This is a genomic window from Herbiconiux oxytropis (genome assembly GCF_024979315.1).
GTDB lineage: Bacteria > Actinomycetota > Actinomycetes > Actinomycetales > Microbacteriaceae > Herbiconiux > Herbiconiux oxytropis.
Window position 1 is genome coordinate 369,245 of the sequence record NZ_JANLCK010000002.1, and the last position, 20,798, is coordinate 390,042.

Below are 20,798 nucleotides of genomic sequence, written 5' to 3' on the forward strand. Positions count from 1 at the left end.
CCCGGGCGGGCGATGGCGCTCGCTCTGAGTAGGAACTGCTCAGTGAGGGCGCGGTCACATGGGGGACAAGATGGGGACCGATCGCATCAGATCGGTCCCGTACTCGTACTCTGCGAGGTCCCGCATGTCATCCGTTCACCGTGTCGATTCCCCTCGATCAGAGCGACGCAGTCGTACGCTCAGCGTGCTCCGGCTCGCGGTCATGGCCCTCACCGTGGCGCTCGTCCCCGCGTTCGCTCCCGGTTGGAGCGCCTCCGCGGCGCCGGAGGAAGTCAGCTCGATGCCGCCTCCCGGGGCAGTGGCGTCGTTCCCGCTCCCGAACCCGGACGGACTCCCCGTCGCGCTCGCCGCGGGTGCCGACGGAACGGTCTGGGTGGGGGTCTTCGCAGACAAGCAGGTGCACCACCTTGCGCGCGACGGGTCGGTGATCGCGACGGTCCAGCTGACGGGCGGCCCGTCGCACATGACGAGCGATCACGCGGGAGGAGTCTGGGTGGCGGAGTTCGCCGCGAACACGATCGGGCACGTCTCCGCGGAAGGCGTGGTGTCGGAGCAGGTCATCCCAACGGCGAACTCCTTGCCCGCCGAGGTCTACGACTCAGGCGACTATGTCTTCTTCACGGAGAGCGCCTCCGGAAAGTTGGGCCGGCTGACCAAGGCGACCGGGGTCATCGACGAGTTCGTCTATGAGAGCGCCGAGGGCATCTGGGACATCGATGGGATCGGAGACGAAGTCTGGGTGTACGACCGCGAGTCCGAGTTCTTCGTCATCTTCGGCCTCGATGGCGTGAAACGCGATGTGAAACCGGGCCAAGGTGTGCGCGACTTCGAACTGTCAGAGGCGGAGGCAGGCCAGACACGGGTCGTCTTCGTGCACTACTTCCGGATCGACGCTTTTCTTGTCAAGAACGGGAAATGGACGCAGCAACCGGGCTGGATCGGTCCGTTGGGTCTCAACGGCGTCACGTCGGTCAATGGAAGGGACTGGTGGTTCGGTCAGACAGGGGTGGGGGCGAGAGGCATCGAGAGTTCCCAGATCAGCTCTCCATCCGGTGTCGGGGTCCCGCAGGAGATCGTCGCGACGGGGGATCGGTATGTCTGGGTCGCGCGCGAGAAGGGTCGTATCGAACGGATCGATTCGTTCACCGTCGCTGCGGTGTCGAGGATAGGTGGGGCCGACCGCTACGAGGTGGCGGCAGCCATCGCGACGAGGTGGGGTTCTGCGGAGACGGTCTTCGTGGCGAGCGGGCAGAAGTTCGCAGACGCTCTGACCGTGGGCGCCCTGGCAGGGCGGATGGGGATCCCGCTGCTCTTGACGAAGAAGGACGACGTTCCGCTGGCGACGCAGGGGAGTCTGACCGAGCTCACGCCGAGTTACGTCGTGATCGTCGGGGGTGCAGAGTCCGTGTCGGCTGGCGCACTCGAGAAGATCGCCTCGTTCGCTCCAGGCGCGCAGATCTCGAGGATCGGCGGAGCGGACCGTTACGAGGTCTCCCGGAATCTTCTCGACAGCGTGTACGCACCTCCTGCCTCGGGCGTGCTGTACATCGCCGACGGCCGGAAGTTCCCCGATGCCCTCTCCGCTGCGCCCGCCGCGACGGCCTCGTCGTCGGTCGTCCTCCTCGTCAACGGGGCGTCGGATAGCGCGCTTGGCCCGGCGGAGCGAGCGGTCATCACGAAGTACGCGACCGGAGGGACCATCAAGGTCATCGGTGGGCCGGCATCGATGAGTTTCACTGTAGAGGCGCAACTGAAGGAGATCGCCCCCGTCCTCAGGCTCGGTGGCGCCGACCGGTACGAAGTGTCCGAAGCCGTCATCCGTGACGCGTTCCCGCGGGCAAGAGCTGCCCTGATCGCGAGCGGCACCGCCTTCGCCGATGCTCTGGCGAGCGCTCCACTTGCCGAACGCATCGGTGGCCCGGTGTATCTGTCGCGCGCCGACTGTCTTCCCAGCGGCTCCCACGAGCTGTTCGGATCCCTTGGTATCGAAGAGGTGACGCTCGTGGGCGGGGTGAAGACGTTGAGCGGGAACGTCGAAGATCTCATCGAGTGCCGCTGACGGTGACCTGCTCTGCGGAACACGTGGTCCGCACGGTGCGCGTCGACGTGGATGCCGAGGGGAAGGGCCGGAGGCGACGGAGTAGGAACTACTCAGGGCTCCCGGCTCCTTTTCGCGCTCATCCTGGAAGGGCTGCGCTCGCACGTGAGAGCGGCGAAAGGATGTCCGATGCCGAACCCCGCCGATCCCGCCCGCCCCAGCGCTCGCGCCAGCGCCCGCCCCACCCGCCGCGCAGGTCGCCGCGTGTCTGGCGCGCTCGGAGTGCTGCTGACGGCTGTCGTGCTCGGCTCCGGGCTCGCTGGCGTCTCGGCGGGAGCTGCTCCGGCCGACCCGCCGGCCCCGCCGCGCGACCCGGGAGCCCGCCTGGTCGAGTTCCCGCTCTCCAACCCGAACGGTGCGCCCAACGACATCGCGGCCGGGGCCGACGGCTCGGTGTGGGTGTCGGTGTACGTCGACCGCACGGTGCAGCGGATGTCGCGCGACGGCGCGATCCTCGCCACGGTGGGCCTCTCCGGAACCCCCATGAGTCTCGCCAGCGACAACGAGGGAGGAGTCTGGGCCACCGAATCCCTTTTCAACAGGATTGCCCATGTGTCGGCGGCGGGGGTGGTGAAGGAGTACGACCTCCCGACCCCCGGGTCGTTCCCCGCACGCATCTTCGATGGCGGCGACGAGGTGTACTACACCGCCGCGGCAACCCAGAAGCTGGGGCGCCTCACGGAGTCGACGGGGGCGATCGAGGAGTTCGCGATCGCCGGTGCCGTGAAGCCCTGGGCCATCGACGGCCTGGACGACCAGGTCTGGGTGACCGACGAGCAGGCCCATAGGACATTCATCCTCGGCCGCGACGGATCCCGCGTGGAGTACACGACTTTCCTGACCTCGCCCACTGGCGTCGAACTGCAGTCCTCGACGGCCGGAGTGGTCACGGGGGTGCTGACGGAGAAAGACGAGGCGTTCACCTTCGTCAGCGAAGGTGCAGGCAAGAGCATGAAGTACTACCCCCGCGCCGAGAGCCGCATGGACCTCAGCGGATTCGCCCTGCAGAGCGAACGGCTGTGGTACGTCGATCGCGGCACCAATACGATCGGCGTGGACGGACCAGGCAGTGCTCCTGTCGATTTCACCGTGGCCACGGCCGACAGCGGGTTGACAGGAGTCGCGCTCACGGAGAACCGGTACGTCTGGAGCGTCGCGGCGCGGACCGGTCGGGTGATCCGGCTCGACATGCGCGTCGTACCCGGTGCCGATCGAGTGGGTGGCGTTGATCGTTTCGAGATGGCCGTCAACATGTCGCGTCGGGGAGACCGGTACGGGGGCCAGACGGTCTTCGTGGCGAGCGGCAGCTCCTTCGCCGACGCACTGAGCGCCGGCCCCCTCGCCGCGCATCAGAATGCACCGATCCTCCTCACCGCGCAGGGGACGTTGCCTGACGTCACTCGCCGGGAGCTCACGCGGCTCGACCCCACGAGGGTCGTGGTCGTCGGCGGCCCGGCATCCGTCTCCGACGCGGTACTGGGGGCGATCCGGCGCGAGACGCGCGCGAAGGTGGAGCGTATAGGCGGCAGTGACCGCTATGCCGTGTCGCGCGCGCTGCTCGCGAGTGACCTCGCTCCCGCACCGGGCAAGACGCTCTATGTGGCCAGCGGCAAGAGTTCTGCCGACGCTCTCTCGGCCACCCCCGCAGCGGCACATTTCGACGCGGGCATCCTGCTGGTCAGCGGCGGCGCAGCCGCTCTCTCAGGCGACGACCTAGCGGTCATCGAGGAGTATGCAGCCGCCGGTGCAACAGTCAAGATCGCCGGTGGGGCGGCATCCGTCAGTGCCGGCATCGAAGCGCAGCTGGCGTCGCTCGGGCCGGTCAAGCGATTCGGCGGCGCCGACCGCTACGAAGTATCGCAAGCGATCAACGAAGACGCCTTCCCCCGGGCCAACCGCGCCTATTTCGCGAGCGGGACGAGCTTCCCCGACGCGCTCGCAGGAGGGGCAGTGGCCGGCTCTGAGGACTATCCCGTCTACCTGACCAAGCCGAACTGCGTGCCGGAACGAGTGCTCGACCTTCTGACCGCGTCTGAGGTCGACCACGTGACGCTTCTCGGCGGTGAACGGACACTCACGAACGCCGTGCTCGAGTTCACCACCTGCGGCTGACGTGGGGACGGAAACCCGGGCGCGCCGAACGCTGACTACGCGCGTGCTGATAGGCATCCTCGGCATCGTGGCCGCTGCGGGCGTCGCCGTCCCGTCGAGTGCCTCCGAATCGACTCGGGAGGAGGCGCCGACCGACCCTGGGCGGTGGCTCACGGAGGTCGATCTGGGCAACCCGAACGGGCTTCCGAGCGACATCGTCGCGACGCGGGACGGCACGGTCTGGGTGTCTGTCTTCGGTGACCGCTCCGTGGAGAGACTCGACCGCACAGGAGCGGTGATCGCCACCTACGCGCTCTCCGGTGCGCCGTCGAGCGTGGCGGTCGACGACGAGGGCGGTGTGTGGGCGGCGGTGATCGCCTCCAACATGATCGCTCACATCAGCGCCGCGGGTGTCGTGCGTGAGTACCCGTTGCCCACGGCGAACTCGTTGCCTGCTCACGTCTGGGATGCCGGCGGACAGGCGTACTTCACGGCCTCCGGCACGGGGAAGCTCGGCCGCCTCTCGGAATCCACCGGCGCCGTCGAGGAGTGGGTGATCCCGGGCGCCGTGCAGCTGGGGGAGCTCGACGGCCTTGGGGAGCAGGTGTGGGTGGTCGACGAGGGAGCCGGGGCGGTGTGGATGATCGATCGGGCGGGCGCCGTGCCGAGCAGATGGGACATCAAGGACATTCGGAAGATCGACCTCGAATCGATGGAGGGTGGTCGTGCTCACGGAACGGTGCAGACGACGACAGGGGTGGTGCGCTTTGATTACCCGACGTTCACCCATTTCGACGCCGGGGGTGAAGACCTCCGGGGTTTCGCGAGGATCGGGGATCGAACCTGGGCGGTGAGTGGGTCGACGACGACGCTCTACGGTACGAGTCCGGGCTCGCGACTGACTTACTCTCTTCCGCCCTCAGCGCAGGTGTCAGCACTCGCGTTCAGCGAGTCGAGAGTGCTGTGGATGGCCGATAGGAAGCGCGGGAAGGTGATCCGCTTCGACACGCTCGCAGCGGTCCAGACCTCCCGAGTCGGAGGTGCCGACCGCTACGAGGTCTCCGCGAACGTCGCCAGGCGGTTCGACGATCCGAACGCCGACACCGTCTTCCTGGCGAGCGGTGAGAAGTTCGCCGATGCGCTGAGCGTGGGGCCGATGGCGAGCAGACTGCGAGCCCCTGTGCTGTTGTCGACGAAATCGAGTCTGAGCGACAGCGTTCTCCGCGAGCTCATCCGCGCCGATCCCAAGAGGGTCGTGATCGTGGGTGGCCGCGCATCGATCTCCGACGAGGTGGTCGCCGTCATCCGCCGGGAGCTGCCGTCATCGACCTTCATCGATCGGATCGAGGGCGCGGACCGCTATGAGGTCTCGCGAGCTCTGCTCACCGGCGTGGACGCGCCGACCGATCCCGCGGCTCTCTACATCGCGAACGGCAGCACGTTTCCCGACGCCCTCTCGAGTACTCCGGCCGCGGCCGGAGCCAAGACCGGGGTCCTCCTGGTGAAAGGGAGCTCGGCAAAGCTCTCCCAGGCCGAGATGACACTCGTCTGGAGGTTCGCGACGGCCGGCGCCACGATCAAGATCGCCGGCGGGCCCGCCTCGGTGAGCACGGGTATCGAGGCCCAGATCGCCGAATTCGCGAAGGTGGTGCGATTCGACGGGCCCGATCGGTACGCGGTGTCGCTAGCTCTCAACAGAGAGGCCTTCCCATCATCCAACCAGGCCTTCATCGCCAGCGGCACGACCTTCGCTGATGCCCTCAGCGGTGGTGCGATCGCCGGCCGGTTGAACGCGCCTCTTTATCTCTCGCGCCGGGAGTGCATGCCTCCCGAGGTGCTCGAACGACTCGCGACCGGCGTCCGGGAGACGTTTCTCCTCGGTGGGGAGAACACGCTCACGCCCGCCGTACTCGATCTGACTGCATGCGGATAGTGCCCCGCCCACGAAGGGTCTCAGGCGAGGTCAGGGGGTGGGGAGGAGCAGGGTGTCGAGGGGGAGACGGGTGCGGGGTGCGGACTCGCGGGCGCGGAGGGTGTCGTCGGGGAGGGCGTCCGGGGAGGCGAGGGTGCCGACCGCCGCCACCGTGACGGGGACCAGGTGGGCGGGGAGGCCGAAGGCCGAGGCCAGGCCGGCGGGGTCGATGCCGCCCATCTGATGCACGTGCAGGCCGTCGTGGTGGGCCTGGACGGTGAAGTAGGCCATCGCCTGTCCGAGGTCGTACTCGGCCCAGCGACGGGGCGCGCCGTGGTCGCCCACGGTCTCGGCGACCGCCACCACGAGCGCACCGGCGCGATCCGCCCACGCCTGGTTGAAGCTCATCAGGTTCTCCACCACGGTCGTGAACTCCGGCGTGCCGCGGCGCGCCACGATGAAGCGGGCCGGCTGCGAGTTGTTCGCCGACGGTGCCCACCGTGCCGCCTCGAGCGCCGCCGTGAGGCGCTGCTCATCGAGGGTCTCGGCGGCCTCGAAGGAGCGCGGGCTCCAGCGCTCGGCGAGGGTGGAGTGGATGGGGGTGCTGGTCTCGGCGGTGCGGGACGGGATGTCGACGATGCTCATGATGGCCTCCAGAAGACGGGTGATGTCCTGCACGCCGTCGGGCAGAGTGGAAATCGGACCGCGGTCCGGATTCATCCAACGCAGAGGGGGATCGTTTATTCCGAGAGCGCGGCCGAGCCCCGCGCATCCGCTCGTGCAGGCCGGTGCGCGAGTCGGGCGGCGAGGCGGCCAGCCCACGTGACGAGGGTCTCGAGCGGCCCGCGCCGGCCGAGGAAGGTCAGGAACGAACCGATCAGCAGCGCCATCAGGATGTTCGCGAGCCAGAAGCCCCAGCTCGAGAGGAACCAGGGGGTGTCGAGCACCACGTACTCCTGCCAGGTGAGCTCACCGTAGGGCTTGCCGAGCATCACGAGCGTGACCGTGCCGACGAGCAGCACGTGCGCCGAGTAGACGGTGAGGGGGGCGGCCCCCGCGCCGAGCACGGGCGAGAGGATGCGCCGCGCAAGTGGGCCGAGCACCGTGCCGAGGAGCACGAGGAGGCCGATGACGGTGGTGGAGGATCCGATGGTGAGGATGAGATCGAAAGTCGTTCCGGTGTGGGCGGCGGAGGCCGCGAGCATCCAGGGCGATCCGAGCACGGGCCGGCCCGCGCCCGGATCGGTGAGGAGGCCGAGCGCCTCCTTCTCCGAGACGCCGAGCTCGGTGGCGAGCCCGCGCACGGCGCCCAGCGGCCCGTGTGCGAGCGCGGCGAGGGCGATCCCGCCCAGCCAGACCACAGCACCCACCGCCGCGAGCTTCGCCGCGACCACACGCAGAGCGGTGGCCCCGCCGGTCGAGGCGGCGGATGCGGTGGAACCACGTGCCGCGAGCAGGGTGCGGCCGATGGCCATGCCGACGAGCCCGTACGCGATCCAGATCAGCACCGGATACGTGCCCGTGACCAGCAGCCCCCTGAGCACCAGGAGCGGATCGGCGAGCGAGAGCCAGTTGGGGTTCGAGGCCTCGCGCTCGGTGAGCTGGAACGCCTCGCCGAGGAGGTAGACGGCCACCGGAGCCGCCACGGCCACCACGGCGCCGACGGACACGAGCACCCAGCGGGGCCACGTCACCGCGAGCGCGAGGAACCAGAACAGCACGCCGTAATAGGCGAGGATGACGAAGATCGGGATGTCGAGCAGTGTGAGCGTGAGCCCGATCGCCACGAGCGCGACACCGCGGCCCACGAGCATCAGGCGTGCGGCACCGGGACGCCGCTCGCGGATCGGGGCACGCGTGGCGAGCACCGCACCCACCCCCGCGAGCACCGCGAACAGGGCCGACGCCCGCCCCTGGAACTGCTCCGACGACGCGACGTGCACCCCCGCGACCGAATCGGCCCACAGCCAGGTGTGCGTGGCCATCATCCCGGCGATCGCCACGAACCGCGCCAGGTCGAGGCCCAGGATCCGTTCACGACCGGGGATGCCCGCGTGACCGCTCGTCATGCATCCCCCCGATCGTCGTCGATCAGACGATACCGTCCGTCTGGCCCGAGCGGTGCTTGCGCACCCGGCTGATCACGAACCAGCCGACCGCTGCCACCACGGCCGCGATCACGACGTACTTCAGGATGTCGGCGTACTGCTCGACGATGTGCCACTGCTCACCGAGCCAGAAGCCCGCGAGGATGAAGAGGGTGTTCCAGATCAGGCTGCCGGCCGTGGTGAGCAGCGCGAACTTCCACACCGGCATCCGTTCGATGCCCGCCGGGATCGAGATCAGGCTGCGGAAGATCGGCAGCATGCGGCCGAAGAACACCGCCTTCGAACCGTGCTTCCTGAACCACTCCTCGGTCTTGTCGACGTCGGACACATCGACGAGGGGGAGCTTCTTCGCGATCCGCTTGATGCGGTCGATGCCGAGCCATGCGCCGATGCCGTAGAGCGCGAGGGCTCCGACGAGGGAGCCGAGTGTGGTGAAGACGATCGCCGCCACGAGGTTCAGGTCGCCGCGGCTGGCCGCGAAGCCCGCGAGCGGCAGGATGACCTCGCTCGGGATGGGAGGGAAGAGGTTCTCGACCGCCACCGCGATGCCGGCACCGGGAGCACCGAGGGTCTCCATGAGTCCGACGACCCAGTCGCCGACGGCGCCGAGGCTCGAGTCGCCGGATCCGCTCCCGCCGCCCTCCCCACCGGGGGAGTCGGGAGCTGTGCTGAGGAGGAGAACGGATGGGTCGGCATGGGCCAGGCTCATGGCACCCAACCTACTGGGGCAGAACTGAAGCGGCGCTGAAAGGGGGCTCCCGCTCAGGAGCGCACGAGCCGGGCGATGGCGGCAGAGGCCTCCTTGAGCTTCGCGTCGGCGACGTCGCCGCCCTCGGCAACGGCCTCCACCACGCAGTGCGCGAGGTGCTCCTCGAGGAGGCCGAGCGCGACCGACTCCAGCGCGCTCGTGACCGCTGAGATCTGGGTGAGGATGTCGATGCAGTACTTCTCCTCGTCGACCATGTTCTGCAACCCCCGCGCCTGACCCTCGATGCGCTTGAGCCGCTTGAGATAGGCATCCTTGTTGGAGATGTAGCCGTGGTGGGCATGGCCCCCGTCGGCGTGGTCCGCGTGGGCTGCGGTCTCATCGTGGTCGCTCATGCTTCGATTCTCTCGTGTCCGACACCGAGCCCCTGCAGGAACCGGCCGATGCGCAGTCGGCAGACAGGCATCCGGCCGCCGTCCGGCACCGCATCACGGGAGAGTGCTGCTCATCGGCGTGTGGGCGGCGGGAGCGGCTCGTCGTGCTCGGCGCGGTGGGCTTCATCGCCGTGGCGTCGTTCCTGCTCGGCGCGAACCACTCGAGGTTCCTCACCTGCGAGGACTTCACCCTCAGCGGTAACTCCGAGCCGCCCGGGTGCACGCCAGGTGACGTGTAACTGCAGATCTGCGGAGGACCGACCCCCTATACGGCGTCGGTCCTGCAGATTCCCGTAGTTACGCGGGAGCGACGGCCTCGAGCTCGCGGCGGAGGGCCGCCGCGAAGGCGTCGATGTCGTCGGGGGTGGTGTCGAAGGCGCACATCCAGCGCACCTCGCCGGTGGCGGGGTTCCAGTCGTAGAACCGGAACGACTCGCGGAGCCGGTCGGCGACTCCGGCGGGGACGATCGCGAAGACCGCGTTCGACTGGGTCGCCTGCGTGAGCGTGACCCCCGGCAGCCCCTCGACCGCGCTCCGCAGCCGGGCCGCCATCGCGTTCGCGTGCGACGCGGATTCCAGCCACAGGTCGCCCTCGTAGAGCGCGATCAGCTGCGCCGAGACGAACCGCATCTTCGAGGCCAGCTGCATGTCGAGCTTGCGCAGGAACGGGATGCCGGCGACGGTCTCGGGGTTCAGCACCACCACGGCCTCGCCGTAGAGCAGACCGTTCTTGGTGCCGCCGAGCGAGACCACGTCGACCCCGGCATCCGTGGTGAAGGCCCGGAGGGGTGCGCCGAGCGAGGCGGCGGCGTTGGAGATGCGCGATCCGTCGAGGTGGAGCTTCATGCCGAGCGAGTGCGCGTGCTCCGCGATGGCTGTGATCTCGTCGACCGAGTAGGCGGTGCCGAGCTCGGTGGTCTGGGTGATCGAGACGGCGAGCGGCTGGGCGCGGTGCTCGTCGCCCCAGCCCCACGCCTCCACGTCGATGAGGTCGGGCGTGAGCTTGCCGTCGGGCGTGGGCACGGTGAGGAGCTTGAGGCCGGCCACCCGCTCGGGCGCCGCGTTCTCATCGGTGTGGATGTGAGCGGTGCTCGCACAGACGACGGCACCCCAGCGCGGCAGCATCGACTGCAGGCCCACCACGTTCGCTCCCGTGCCGTTGAACACCGGGAACGCCTCGGCCTGCGCGCCGAAGTGGTCGCGCAGCACCTCCTGCAGGCGCGCCGTGTAGACGTCCTCGCCGTAGGCGATCTGGTGGCCGCCGTTGGCCCGGGCGAGGGCCTCGAGCACCTCGGGGTGCACGCCGGCGTAGTTGTCCGAGGCGAAGCCGCGGGAGGTGGGGTCGTGAAGGGGTGTCGTGGTCACCCCTCCAGTCTCTCAGCCTCTCGGCGACCTCAGCCCTTCAGGGCGTCGCGCAGCTTGACCCTGGCGCCCGTGCGCAGCAGGGAGTTGGAGTAGATGCGCGATCCGATGCCGATGATCAGGAGGGTCGTGGCCACGAGAACCGCGAGGGAGACCAGCGGCTCCCACCAGGCGGCGTCGCCGAGGAAGAGCCGGAGCGGCATGCCGATGGGCGCCGAGAACGGCACGTACGACATGATCGCCATGATCGTCTCGTTGGAGTTGAAGAAGATCACGAGGAAGTACGGGATCATCACGAGCGTCGTGACGGGCGAGGTGACCGAGGCCACCTCCTCCTGCCGCGAGACGAGGGCCGCGGTGGCCGCGTAGAGCGCGGCGATGAGCACGAAGCCGAAGACGAAGAACACGATGAACCAGGCGATGGCCGGACCCAGGAGGCCGAGCAGCGCCGACTGGCCGGTGATCGAGAGGCCCAGCACGCTCATCGCCGCGATCAGGGCGATCTGCCCGAAGGCCAGGATGCTGTTGCCCACCACCTTGCCCGCCATGAGCTCGCGCGCCGAGATGGTGGAGAGGAGGATCTCGACCACCCGGGTCTGCTTCTCCTCCACGACGCTCTGCGCGATGGTGGAGCCGAAGGTCACGGCCGACATGAAGAACACGACGCCGAAGGCGATGCCGATGATGTAGCTGAGGAAGCCGTCGTCGCTGTCGCCCGGCTCGAGCAGCTGCACCGGCGGGGCCACGCTGAGCAGCGAGACGATGGTGCCGGGGGCCTCGTCGAGGGCGACGAGCTCGTAGCCCAGCTCGGTCTCGGCGGGGAGCACCGCGGCGTCGACGGTGCCGTCTCGCACGAGCGCCTCCGCCTCGTCGGTGGAGGCCGCCTCGGTGACCTCGAGACCCTGCACGCCGTCGACGACCGATGCCGTGCCGGCCACCGCGGCGACCTTCGGGGCCGAGCTGGTGGAGCTGAGGATGCCGCCGACGATGATCGAGGCGAGGATCGCGAGCAGCAGGATGGCGGTCGAGATGAGGAACGACTTGCTGCGGAGCCGCATCGCGAGCTCGCGCTCGGCGACGAGCCAGGTGCCCTTCACCAGGCCCGGCAGGGCGGGGCGGGGCGGGCGGGCCGGTCGACCGAGGCGGGGCGGGGTGGTGGCGCTCATTTCACGACCTCCTTGAAGATCTGGGCGAGGGTGGGATGGAGGGGGGTGAAGCGGGCCACGGGGCCGGCCGCGAGAGCGCGGCTGAGCACGGCCTGCGCCGCGGCGAGGCCCTCGTCACCGCGGTCGACCTCGAACTGGGCGTAGTTGCCGTCGAGCTCGACGACCCGCACGCCCGAGAGCTCACGCACCCAGCCGGCGTCGCTCGCGAGCTCGATCTCGTAGCGGGGCTCGGAGTGCTCGGCCCGGAGGCTCTCCCGGGAGCCGGAGGCGCGGATGGTGCCGCCGGCGATCACGACCAGGTCGTCGCAGAGGCGCTCGACGATGTCGAGCTGATGCGAGGAGAACAGCACGGGGGCGCCCCCGGCGGCGTGCTCGGTGAGCACGGCCTGCACGGTCTCGACCGCCATCGGGTCGAGGCCCGAGAAGGGCTCGTCGAGCACGAGCACTTCGGGATCGTGCACGAGCGCGGCGGCGATCTGGGCGCGCTGCTGATTGCCGAGCGAGAGACTCTCGACGGTCTCGTTGGCGCGCTCGCCGAGACCGAGGCGCTCGAGCAGGTCGTCGGTGCTGCGTTTCGCGGCCTGCGGCGTCATGCCGTGCAGGCGGCCGAGGTAGACGATCTGCTCGGCGATCTTCATCTTGGGGTAGAGGCCGCGCTCCTCCGGCATGTAGCCGAAGAGGGCGCGGTCGGCGGGGGTGAGGCGCGTGCCGTCGAGGGTGACGGTGCCGGAATCGCTCGAGAGCACGCCGAGGATGATGCGCATCGTCGTGGTCTTTCCGGCACCGTTGCCGCCGACGAAACCCGTCATGCGGCCGGCGCCGACGGTGAAGCTCACCCCGTCGAGCACCCGGCGCGAGCCGAAGCTGCGGGAGATGTCGTCTATTTCGAGCATGGTCGACCTTTCGTTGCGATGCCTTCACGCTAGGGCGGGCGCGAGAGGAGGGCATCAGCCGCGAGGAGGGGGAGGCTCCGCCGTGCGGTGGAGCGTGGGGCGGGTGCGCTCGCTGACAATGTGCCCAGGTGGTCGTGGAGCGAGGGCGCAGGGCATACCCTTCGGATACCGAGCCATCGTGGCTTGCGATGGAGGAAGAACCATGGCTGAGAAATCCGCACGCAAGGCAGTTGCGAAGCCCGCGGCCCGCTCTCTCAAGGAGAAGCGCGCCGACAAGAAGGCGAAGTCGGATGTGAAGGACCACTCGGCCGACGCGGTCTCGGGCGTCAAGAAGAAGTAGCGGCTCCGGCGGTCAGCTGCGGCCGGGCACGGCGATGCCGTTCTCGTAGGCGAAGACGACCGCCTGGATGCGATCGCGGAGGCCGAGCTTCTGCAGGATCTTGGAGACGTGCGTCTTGACCGTCGCCTCGCCCAGGTAGAGCTCGCCCGCGATCTCGCTGTTGGAGCGCCCGGCGGCGAGCAGTTCGAGCACCTCGCGCTCCCGCTCGGTGAGGTCGGCGAGCGCCGCCGCCGCAGGGGGAGCCGCAGCCGTGGCCGCCCCGGAAGCCGTGGCCGCCGGCGTCGCCTCGGTGAACTGGGCCGGCGGACGAGACGTGAAGCTCTCGATCACGCGACGGGTGACATCCGGGGACAGCAGCGCATCGCCCCGCGCGATCACCTGCACCGCGGCCACGAGGTCCTCCGGCGACGAGTTCTTCAGCACGAAGCCGCTCGCGCCGGCCTCGAGGGCTTCGAAGAGGTAGTCGTCGCGGTTGAAGGTCGTGAGGATGAGGATGCCGGCGCGGGTGCCGGCCGCGATCAGCTCGCGGGTGGCGGCGAGGCCGTCGAGGTCGGGCATCTGCACGTCCATGCACACGACGTCGGGCTGCAGCGCTCCCACGAGCTCGACGGCTTCGCGCCCCGTGCGGGCCTCGCCCACGACGTCGATGCCGTCTTCCGACTCGAGGATGATGCGGAGCCCGACGCGCACGAGATCCTGATCGTCGGCCAGCACGACCCGGATGCGCCCCGGCGTCTCGTCGGTCATCGGTGGGCCCCCTCGGTGGAGTCGGTCGGTGTGGGTGCACCGGATGCGACCGGGGCGGTGGGCGTGCCGGATGCGACCGAGGCGGTGGGCGTGCCGGCGGCGCGCTTCGGGGTGAGGGGCAGGGTGGCGCGCACGCGGTAGCCTCCGCGGGGCTTCGGACCGATGTCGATGGTGCCGCCGACGGCCACGACGCGCTCGCGCATGCCGATCTGACCGAGGCCCGAGCCGGATCCCGATCCGGCTCCTGCGCCCGTGTCGCTCACGTCGATCTCGATCCTGTCGTCGAGGTAGCGCAGCCGCACGTCGGCCTCGGCCCGGCTGCCACCGTGCTTGCGCACATTCGTGAGCGACTCCTGCGCGATCCGGTACACGCTGAGACCGATCACGGGCGGAACCGGCACCACCTCGCCGACCGTGGAGAACGTGACGGGGAGTCCCGCAGCCCGCACCTCTTCCACGAGCTCGTCGAGCTGGGCGATGCCGCGGGTGGAGGCCGAGCGGCTCGCTTCCGGGTCTCCGGACTGGCGGAGCGCTCCGAGCATCCGGTGCAGCTCGTCGACGGCCTCGCGCGCGTTCGTCTCGATGACGGTGAGCGACTCGATCGCCCTGGGGTCGGCGTCGCTCTTGGCGAGCACCCGGCGAGCGGCCCCGGCCTGCAGCCCCATGACCGAGACGTGGTGTGCCACCACGTCGTGGAGCTCCCGCGCGATGCGCACCCGTTCGAGCTCGACGGCCTGGCGGCTGCTCACCTCCCGCTCCCGCTCGAGCTCCCGCGTGCGCTGCTCGAGCGCGTCGCGCTGTCGGGCCGAGGCGAAGGAGGCATTGCCGAACACGTAGGCCGCCCCGAAATAGAGCAGGTTCGTGACGAGCTGGATGGCGGCCACCGCGATGTACTGCGACAACCAGCCCTCCCGATCCGAGCCCGGGATGGCCTCGGGGTTGCTCACCTGCATCACGACGAGGCCGACCAGCCAGAGCACCATGCCGATGGCGATGAGGATGCGCACCACTCGAGCGAGCAGGCGGTTGGCGCTCCACGCGCCCACCGAGTAGAAGGCGATGAAAAGGCAGATGTTGGCGAACAGCTGCTCCCAGACGGCGAGGTTCTGGCCGATCACGAACGTGGCGGTCACGACGAGGGCGACGAGCACGGGGAAGCGACGCCGGAACGCGAGCGAGCCGGCGATCACCACCGCCCAGATGGCCGCGCCCCACCAGGGTGCGTGCGACTGCGGGATGGCGCCGACGTAGAGGAACCAGCTGAGCCACGCGGCCACCGCGAGCACGCCCGCGACGATGGCGTCCCGGCGGTAGCCGGCAGCACCGGGGCGCGGTCTCACCCAGTCATCGGTGGTGGCGGAGGTCATCCCTCCACGCTAGCGACGTTCTCCACCCCCGCCATCCGTCGCGCGGATGAGCGGGCTCAGGCGAGCGTGCGGCGGGTGCCGTTGAGGCCGGCGGCCGGGGAGTCCCAGAGGGCGACGACCGCGTCGGCCAGGGTGGCGACGTCGGTGAAGCCAGGGAAGCGGCGCTCCGGGTTCGCCGCGCGCATCCGCTCGTCGACGAGGGCCTTGACCGCGAAAACCACCGCGGCCGCCCGCAGGCCGGGGCGTTCGGGGTCGCGTTCGCGTTCGCGTTCGCGTTCGCCGGCACGGTCGGCTCCATCGGCGGCGCCGGCCTGGTCGGTGGTGAAGGCGTCGGCGAGGGAGCGCATCCACGACTCGGAGGCGGCCTTGGCCGCCGTGTAGTCGGCTCCGGATGCCGTGGGCGCGTCGACGGAGACCGACGAGACGAACACCACTCGGCCGGACGCCGAGTCCGCGAGCGCCGGATAGAAGGCGCGCACGGTGTTGCGGAGCGTGCGGAACGAGCGCTCCACGGCCGTCCAGCCCTCATCGGTCTGCCCAGTGATGCCCGTGCCGCCGACCCAGCCGCCCACGAGGTGGACGAGCCCGTCGACCGCACCCGTCGCGCGCGCCAGGGCGGTGACGGCCTCCGGATCGGCGAGGTCGCACACGGCGGTCGAGATGCCGGGCACGCGCTCGGCGAGGGCGGCGAGCCGCTCGTCGGACGAGCCCACCGCCAGCACGACGGCCCCGGCGGCGACGAGCGCGGCGCACGTGGCGACGCCCGACTCGCTCGTCGCACCGGCCACCACGACCACTCGGCCCCGCACGCTGCCACCCGAGCCGGCGGCGGGCTCGGAGACGACCCGATCCTCAGTCATCGGCGCCCGTGATCCCCGCGGTCGAGTCGATGACGTCACGCATCTTCTTCTCGAGGGCCTCGTAGAACATCGAGAGGGGGAACTCGTCGTCGAGCACGGCGTCGGTGAGACCCCGCGGCGGCCCGTCGAGCGGGAGCGCTTCCCTGCCCTGCGCCCAGACCGATGCCGGATGCGGTGTGACGGTGGTGGTGATGAGCTCGTAGGCCGCGAGCCAGTGCGCGATCTTGGGGCGGTCGATCGAGCGCCAGTAGAGCTCGTCGATCGCGTCGCCGAGCGCCGTGACAGCGGGGGCGACCTCGGGCCAGTCGATCGTGAGTCGCGTGTCGGTCCAGTGCAGCACGCCGCGCTGGTGCAGCCAGGCGAAGAGCAGCTGGCCGCCGAGGCCGTCGTAGTTGCGCACGCGCGAGCCCGTGATGGCGAAGCGGAAGATGCGGTCGAACAGCACCGCGTACTGCACGAGCGCCGCGTGCTTACGCAGCTCCGGCGAGCCCTCGTCGCCCTTCGCGGTCTCGGCGCGCTCGACCTTCACGGCCTCGCGGAACGCCGTGAGGTCGCAGCGCAGCTCCTCGAGCGAGTAGAGGAAGAACGGCATGCGCTGCTTGATCATGAACGGATCGAACGGCAGGTCGCCGCGCATGTGCGTGCGGTCGTGGATGAGATCCCACATCACGAACGTGCGCTCGGCGAGCTCCTGGTCGGCGAGCAGCTCCTGGGCGTCGGCCGGCAGCTCGAGCCGCGTCACCTCGGCCGCGTGCCGCACCACCCGGCGGAACCTGGCCGCCTCCCGGTCGGCGAAGATGCCGCCCCAGGTGAACGGGATGACCCGCGAGGTGGCCACCGACTCGGGGAAGAGCACGGCCGAGTTGGTGTCGTAGCCGGCCGTGAAGTCGAGGAACCGGATGGGCAGGAACAGCGCGTTCGAGTAGTCGCCGGCCTCGAGCTCTGCCACGAACGACGGCCAGACCACCTCGAACAGCACCGCCTCGACGTGCCGGTCGGTGCTGCCGTTCTGCGTGTACATGGGGAACACCACGAGGTGCTGCACGCCGTCGACCCGGTCGGCCGCCGGTGCGAAGGCCTCGAGCGCGGCCACGAAGTCGGGGATGCCGAAGCCCCCGTCGGCCCAGGCCGCGAAGTCGCCGTCGAGCGCCTCGAGGTAGTCGGCATCGTGCGGGAAGCGGGGAGCCAGCGCCGCAACCGACGAGCGGATGCGCTGCACGAGCGTGCGGGCGAGCGGATGGTCGACGGGGTCGGGCACCGACCCGTCTTTCACCTGAAGCACCTGGAGGGAGCCGACCGCGGACTTGAGCTCCAGCCAGGCGGCGTCTTCGACGACCTCGGGTTCTCCGATGATGGGCAGAGCGGTGCGCTCGGGGCGTGTGGACATGGTGGAACCTCCGATCGATCGTCTCCTCGAGCCTAGGCGCAACGCATCCGCTCTTCTTTGACCTGGCCTCCATTTCTTTGCGTGAAACCCCCGGAACAGCGCGGATAATCGCCGGACGCCGCCTCTCAGGCTCGCGAGTGCGCCCCGGGTAGCATGGACGCGATGAGAACGAAGACGGGCACGCCCGATGCCCCGACCGCCGCCTCAGGCCTCGCGGGCAAGCCCGACCACTTCCTTCCGCACATCCAGGGCCTCCGCGCCATCGCCGTGCTCCTCGTGGTGGTCTACCACTTCTGGCCCGGTCGCCTGAGCGGCGGCTACATCGGCGTGGACGTCTTCTTCGTGATCTCGGGCTTCCTCATCACCCAGCAGCTCGCGCGCCAGCTCGAGCGCACCGATCGCATCGCGCTGCCGAGCTTCTACGCCAAGCGCGCCCGTCGCCTCCTTCCCGCCGCGATCACCGTGCTCGTCTTCGCGAGCCTCGCGACCCTGTTCGTGATGCCGCTGTCGAGTCTGACCGAGAACGTGCGCGAGATCCTCGCCTCGACCTTTTATGTGGAGAACTGGATCCTCGCGGCCAACTCTGTGGACTACCTCGCCGCGGCCAACGAGGCGAGCCTCGTGCAGCACTACTGGTCGCTCTCGCTCGAGGAGCAGTTCTACCTCTTCTGGCCCGTGCTGCTGCTCGGCGCCTCGGTCTTCGCCGTGAAGGTCATGAAGAAGCGCACGTGGGTGGGCCTCATCGGCGTGCTCGCCGTCGTGGGCCTCGCGAGCTTCGCCCTCTCCGTGTTCGTGACCGCCACCGATCCGGCCGCCGCCTACTTCGTGACCTACACACGGGTGTGGGAGTTCGCCGTCGGCGGCGCACTCGCCCTGCTGCCGCGGCTCCGCCCCACGAGGGCGTGGCTGTCGAACGTGCTCGGCTACGGCGGCGTCGTGGTGATCCTCGCCTGCGGCTACCTCTTCGACAAGTCCACGCCGTTCCCGGGCTACATGGCCGCGATCCCGGTGCTCGCCACCGCCGCGGTGATCGTGAGCCACCACCGCGCGAAGCCGTGGGATGCGGGTCGCGTGCTGAGCATCCGCCCGGTGAGCTTCATCGGCGACATCTCCTATTCCCTCTACCTGTGGCATTGGCCGCTGATCGTGATCGCCCCCTACATCCCGGGGTGGGGTCTCACCACCGCGCACCGGCTCGCGCTGTTCGCCTTCTGCTTCGTCATCGCGTGGCTGACCAAGCGCTTCATCGAGGATCCGACCCGGCAGTGGCGGTTCTTCACCACCAGGAAGCCCCGCGCGACCCTCATCGGCGTGGTCGCCGCCATGGCCGTGTCGAGCCTCTTCGTGGGCGGCGCCTGGGCCGTGCAGCAGCCGAAGTACGACGCCGAGGCCACCCAGCTCGCCCAGACCCTGGAGAACCCCCCGGAGTGCTTCGGCGCCGCGAGCGGCCCCACCGACGGCCTCGAGCCGATCGTGCCGCTCTGCGAGAACCCGGAGCTCGCGGACGAGATCATTCCGAGCCCCGGTTTCGGCAATGCCGACCGGCCGCTGCACCCCGAGTGCCTCAGCACCCTCAACGACGCGAGCGTGCGCGACTGCACGTTCGGCAGCGACGATCCGGATGCCCCCCAGGTCGCCCTCGTCGGCGACAGCCATGCCTACGCGCTCATGGATCCCTTCGTGGAGATGGCCGAGCGCAACGGCTGGCACCTCACGACCTACCTCAAGGGCGGCTGCCCGTGGTCGACGGCGCCGCTCGCGGGCCGAGACGCCTTCGCGATCTCGTGCGACGACTGGCGCAGCGACCTCACCGCCCAGCTCGAGGCGCACGAGCCCTTCGACGCCGTCTTCACCGCCGCGCTGACCGACCGCAACGTGCCTGGCACCGACGAGGACGAGCGGATGGCCGCGATCGGCTATGCCGAGGCCTGGACGCCGGTGTTCGAGGCGGGCACCCCGATCGTGACTCTCGTGGACAACCCCGCGTGGGAGGACGACCCCAACAAGTGCCTGCGCACCGAGGACGCCTCGGCGTGCACCATGCCGCGCGACGAGGGCCTCGCCGAGTTCGACCCCATCGCGATGGCCGCCGAGGGTGCCGCGACCGAGGGCCGGGACATCACGCTGCTCGACTTCAGCGACACCTATTGCACGGCCGAGGAGTGCCAGGCCGTCGTGGGCGGCGCCAACGTCTACCGCGACATCGACCACCTCACGCGCACCTTCGCGTTCACCCTGGGCCCGTTCCTGGAGCGCGCGATGAATGAGGCGCTGACGAGGTGAGCGTGCTCGGAGTGCTGACCGGCTTCGCCATCATCGGCTTCGTCATCCTGGTGGGCTACGTCGTGCAGCGGATCGGCATCCTGCCACCGGATGCGCGCCTCGTGCTCAACCGCGTCGCCTTCTTCGTGGCGACCCCCGCGCTTCTGTTCACCGTGCTCGCGCGCTCGCACCCCGCCGCGATCTTCTCGGGGCCCATCCTCGTGACGCTCATCTCGGTGGTCATCAGCGCGGGCCTCTACCTGCTGGCGTCGCGACTGTGGTTCCGCCGGCCCGTCGCCGAGACCACCGTGGGCACGGCGGCCTCCGCCTACGTGAACGCCAACAACATCGGTCTTCCCGTGGCGACCTACGTGCTCGGCAACCCCGGCCTCGTCGCGCCCGTGCTCCTCCTGCAGCTCATCGTGCTCGCGCCGATCACCCTCACGGTGCTCGACATCGCCACCCGCGGATCCGCCTCGGCCCGCTCCATCCTCACCCAGCCGCTCCGCAACCCGATGATCATCGCCTCGCTCGCCGGCCTCGTCTGCGCCCTGTTCGAGTACCTGCCGCCGGAGCCCGTGCTCGCGCCTCTCGAGCTCATCGGCGGGGCCGCGATCCCGCTCGTGCTGCTCGCGTTCGGCATGTCGCTCGTGGGGCAGAAGCCGCTGCAGCCGGGGCAGGGGCGCACCGAGATCATCGTCTCCTCCGCCATCAAGCTCGTGGTGATGCCGGTCGTCGCGTTCCTGTTCGGGCGCTTCGTGTTCGGGCTCTCGGGTGTGGAGCTGTTCGGGGTCGTGGCGCTCGCCGCGCTCCCGACGGCGCAGAACATCTACAACTTCGCGGCGCGCTACCAGCGCGGCGTCATCCTGGCGCGCGACACCGTGCTCGTGACGACGATCGGGTCGGTTCCGGTGCTCGTGCTCGTCGCGGCGCTGCTGGCGTAGGGCGCTGGAGACGACGGAGTTCAGCGCCAGACTGAGCGGTGCGTCCGTCGATTCCCACCGAGCACCCTGATCTCCGTCGTCTCCCCCAGGGGCCAGCAGAGGAGTGCCCGACCGCTCGTGC

The 20,798-nt window shown here is 69.6% G+C and carries 18 protein-coding genes; 7 read left to right on the forward strand and 11 right to left on the reverse strand.

The genetic code is table 11. The annotated features are described in order from the left end of the window. The first annotated feature begins 202 nt into the window (after positions 1-202). From N1028_RS04855 to N1028_RS04865, 3 genes are all read left to right on the forward strand, one after another. Entirely contained in the window at positions 203-2,059 is a 1,857-nt protein-coding gene (locus tag N1028_RS04855; protein WP_259525692.1) for a cell wall-binding repeat-containing protein, read from the forward strand. 168 nt (positions 2,060-2,227) lie between these two features. Then, a complete protein-coding gene (locus N1028_RS04860; protein WP_259525693.1) occupies positions 2,228-4,210 on the forward strand; it encodes a cell wall-binding repeat-containing protein in 1,983 nt (660 codons plus the stop codon). Positions 4,211-4,253: 43 nt separating this feature from the next. Next, a complete protein-coding gene (locus N1028_RS04865; protein WP_259525694.1) occupies positions 4,254-6,122 on the forward strand; it encodes a cell wall-binding repeat-containing protein in 1,869 nt (622 codons plus the stop codon). 30 nt (positions 6,123-6,152) lie between these two features. Here N1028_RS04865 and N1028_RS04870 read toward each other — a convergent pair whose 3' ends face one another. The 4 genes from N1028_RS04870 to N1028_RS04885 all read right to left on the reverse strand — a co-directional run bounded on the left by N1028_RS04870 (position 6,153) and on the right by N1028_RS04885 (position 9,310). Continuing rightward, positions 6,153-6,746 carry a nitroreductase family protein gene (locus tag N1028_RS04870; RefSeq protein WP_259525695.1) on the reverse strand — a complete coding sequence of 198 codons (594 nt, stop codon included), beginning with the start codon at positions 6,744-6,746 and terminating at the stop codon, positions 6,153-6,155. Between the two features lie 95 nt (positions 6,747-6,841). Continuing rightward, positions 6,842-8,170, reverse strand: coding sequence for a heparan-alpha-glucosaminide N-acetyltransferase domain-containing protein (locus N1028_RS04875; protein ID WP_259525696.1), 1,329 nt, complete (start codon positions 8,168-8,170; stop codon positions 6,842-6,844). Positions 8,171-8,192: 22 nt separating this feature from the next. Then, positions 8,193-8,786: a DedA family protein gene (locus N1028_RS04880; RefSeq protein ID WP_259525899.1), complete on the reverse strand. Its 594-nt coding sequence runs from the start codon at positions 8,784-8,786 to the stop codon at positions 8,193-8,195. Between the two features lie 185 nt (positions 8,787-8,971). Next, complete coding sequence (locus N1028_RS04885) at positions 8,972-9,310, reverse strand: metal-sensitive transcriptional regulator (protein ID WP_259525697.1); 339 nt, start codon at positions 9,308-9,310, stop codon at positions 8,972-8,974. Between the two features lie 14 nt (positions 9,311-9,324). Between N1028_RS04885 and N1028_RS04890 the strand changes: the two genes are divergently transcribed. Then, positions 9,325-9,588: a hypothetical protein gene (locus N1028_RS04890; RefSeq protein ID WP_259525698.1), complete on the forward strand. Its 264-nt coding sequence runs from the start codon at positions 9,325-9,327 to the stop codon at positions 9,586-9,588. A gap of 58 nt (positions 9,589-9,646) precedes the next feature. Here the strand turns inward: N1028_RS04890 and N1028_RS04895 are convergent, their stop codons facing one another. From N1028_RS04895 to N1028_RS04905, 3 genes are read right to left on the reverse strand one after another with little or no spacing between them, the layout of a single operon-like run. Beyond that, positions 9,647-10,714 (reverse strand): threonine aldolase family protein, encoded by a 1,068-nt coding sequence (locus tag N1028_RS04895; RefSeq protein WP_259525699.1) that lies wholly within the window; start codon positions 10,712-10,714, stop codon positions 9,647-9,649. A gap of 29 nt (positions 10,715-10,743) precedes the next feature. Continuing rightward, positions 10,744-11,877, reverse strand: coding sequence for an ABC transporter permease (locus tag N1028_RS04900; protein ID WP_259525700.1), 1,134 nt, complete (start codon positions 11,875-11,877; stop codon positions 10,744-10,746). Then, positions 11,874-12,770: an ABC transporter ATP-binding protein gene (locus N1028_RS04905; protein WP_259525704.1), complete on the reverse strand. Its 897-nt coding sequence runs from the start codon at positions 12,768-12,770 to the stop codon at positions 11,874-11,876. The genes N1028_RS04900 and N1028_RS04905 overlap by 4 nt, the downstream gene beginning before the upstream one ends. A 202-nt stretch (positions 12,771-12,972) precedes the next feature. Here N1028_RS04905 and N1028_RS04910 point away from each other — a divergent pair, with 202 nt between their 5' ends. Then, positions 12,973-13,110: a hypothetical protein gene (locus N1028_RS04910; RefSeq protein ID WP_259525705.1), complete on the forward strand. Its 138-nt coding sequence runs from the start codon at positions 12,973-12,975 to the stop codon at positions 13,108-13,110. Between the two features lie 12 nt (positions 13,111-13,122). On the opposite strand, the gene N1028_RS04915 is transcribed toward N1028_RS04910, so the two are convergent. The 4 genes from N1028_RS04915 to N1028_RS04930 are packed head-to-tail and all read right to left on the reverse strand — an operon-like array spanning position 13,123 to position 17,471. Further along, entirely contained in the window at positions 13,123-13,857 is a 735-nt protein-coding gene (locus N1028_RS04915) for a response regulator (RefSeq protein ID WP_259525706.1), read from the reverse strand. Beyond that, the gene (locus tag N1028_RS04920; RefSeq protein ID WP_259525707.1) at positions 13,854-15,224 is read right to left on the reverse strand and encodes a sensor histidine kinase; all 1,371 of its coding nucleotides are present in this window, start codon (positions 15,222-15,224) and stop codon (positions 13,854-13,856) included. Before N1028_RS04920 ends, N1028_RS04915 begins: the two co-directional genes overlap by 4 nt. Before the next feature lie 56 nt (positions 15,225-15,280). Further along, entirely contained in the window at positions 15,281-16,084 is an 804-nt protein-coding gene (locus N1028_RS04925) for an SDR family NAD(P)-dependent oxidoreductase (RefSeq protein WP_259525708.1), read from the reverse strand. Beyond that, positions 16,077-17,471 carry a DUF6421 family protein gene (locus tag N1028_RS04930; protein ID WP_259525709.1) on the reverse strand — a complete coding sequence of 465 codons (1,395 nt, stop codon included), beginning with the start codon at positions 17,469-17,471 and terminating at the stop codon, positions 16,077-16,079. Before N1028_RS04930 ends, N1028_RS04925 begins: the two co-directional genes overlap by 8 nt. A 162-nt stretch (positions 17,472-17,633) precedes the next feature. On the opposite strand from N1028_RS04930, the gene N1028_RS04935 reads away from it, so the two are divergent. Then, complete coding sequence (locus N1028_RS04935) at positions 17,634-19,754, forward strand: acyltransferase family protein (protein WP_259525710.1); 2,121 nt, start codon at positions 17,634-17,636, stop codon at positions 19,752-19,754. 2 nt (positions 19,755-19,756) lie between these two features. After that, positions 19,757-20,677 (forward strand): AEC family transporter, encoded by a 921-nt coding sequence (locus tag N1028_RS04940; protein WP_259525900.1) that lies wholly within the window; start codon positions 19,757-19,759, stop codon positions 20,675-20,677. Positions 20,678-20,798 lie beyond the last annotated feature (121 nt).

What these genes read in the sequence shown, in the direction of transcription:
- N1028_RS04880 (WP_259525899.1), bottom strand. Translation starts at nt 8,786, where the DNA reads ATGGAGACCCTCGGTGCTCCCGGTGCCGGCATCGCGGTGGCGGTCGAG.
- N1028_RS04920 (WP_259525707.1), bottom strand. Translation starts at nt 15,224, where the DNA reads ATGACCTCCGCCACCACCGATGACTGGGTGAGACCGCGCCCCGGTGCT.
- N1028_RS04930 (WP_259525709.1), bottom strand. Translation starts at nt 17,471, where the DNA reads ATGTCCACACGCCCCGAGCGCACCGCTCTGCCCATCATCGGAGAACCC.
- N1028_RS04910 (WP_259525705.1), top strand. Translation starts at nt 12,973, where the DNA reads ATGGCTGAGAAATCCGCACGCAAGGCAGTTGCGAAGCCCGCGGCCCGC.
- N1028_RS04900 (WP_259525700.1), bottom strand. Translation starts at nt 11,877, where the DNA reads ATGAGCGCCACCACCCCGCCCCGCCTCGGTCGACCGGCCCGCCCGCCC.
- N1028_RS04925 (WP_259525708.1), bottom strand. Translation starts at nt 16,084, where the DNA reads ATGACTGAGGATCGGGTCGTCTCCGAGCCCGCCGCCGGCTCGGGTGGC.
- N1028_RS04935 (WP_259525710.1), top strand. Translation starts at nt 17,634, where the DNA reads ATGAGAACGAAGACGGGCACGCCCGATGCCCCGACCGCCGCCTCAGGC.
- N1028_RS04885 (WP_259525697.1), bottom strand. Translation starts at nt 9,310, where the DNA reads ATGAGCGACCACGATGAGACCGCAGCCCACGCGGACCACGCCGACGGG.
- N1028_RS04915 (WP_259525706.1), bottom strand. Translation starts at nt 13,857, where the DNA reads ATGACCGACGAGACGCCGGGGCGCATCCGGGTCGTGCTGGCCGACGAT.
- N1028_RS04905 (WP_259525704.1), bottom strand. Translation starts at nt 12,770, where the DNA reads ATGCTCGAAATAGACGACATCTCCCGCAGCTTCGGCTCGCGCCGGGTG.
- N1028_RS04875 (WP_259525696.1), bottom strand. Translation starts at nt 8,170, where the DNA reads ATGACGAGCGGTCACGCGGGCATCCCCGGTCGTGAACGGATCCTGGGC.
- N1028_RS04870 (WP_259525695.1), bottom strand. Translation starts at nt 6,746, where the DNA reads ATGAGCATCGTCGACATCCCGTCCCGCACCGCCGAGACCAGCACCCCC.
- N1028_RS04860 (WP_259525693.1), top strand. Translation starts at nt 2,228, where the DNA reads ATGCCGAACCCCGCCGATCCCGCCCGCCCCAGCGCTCGCGCCAGCGCC.
- N1028_RS04855 (WP_259525692.1), top strand. Translation starts at nt 203, where the DNA reads ATGGCCCTCACCGTGGCGCTCGTCCCCGCGTTCGCTCCCGGTTGGAGC.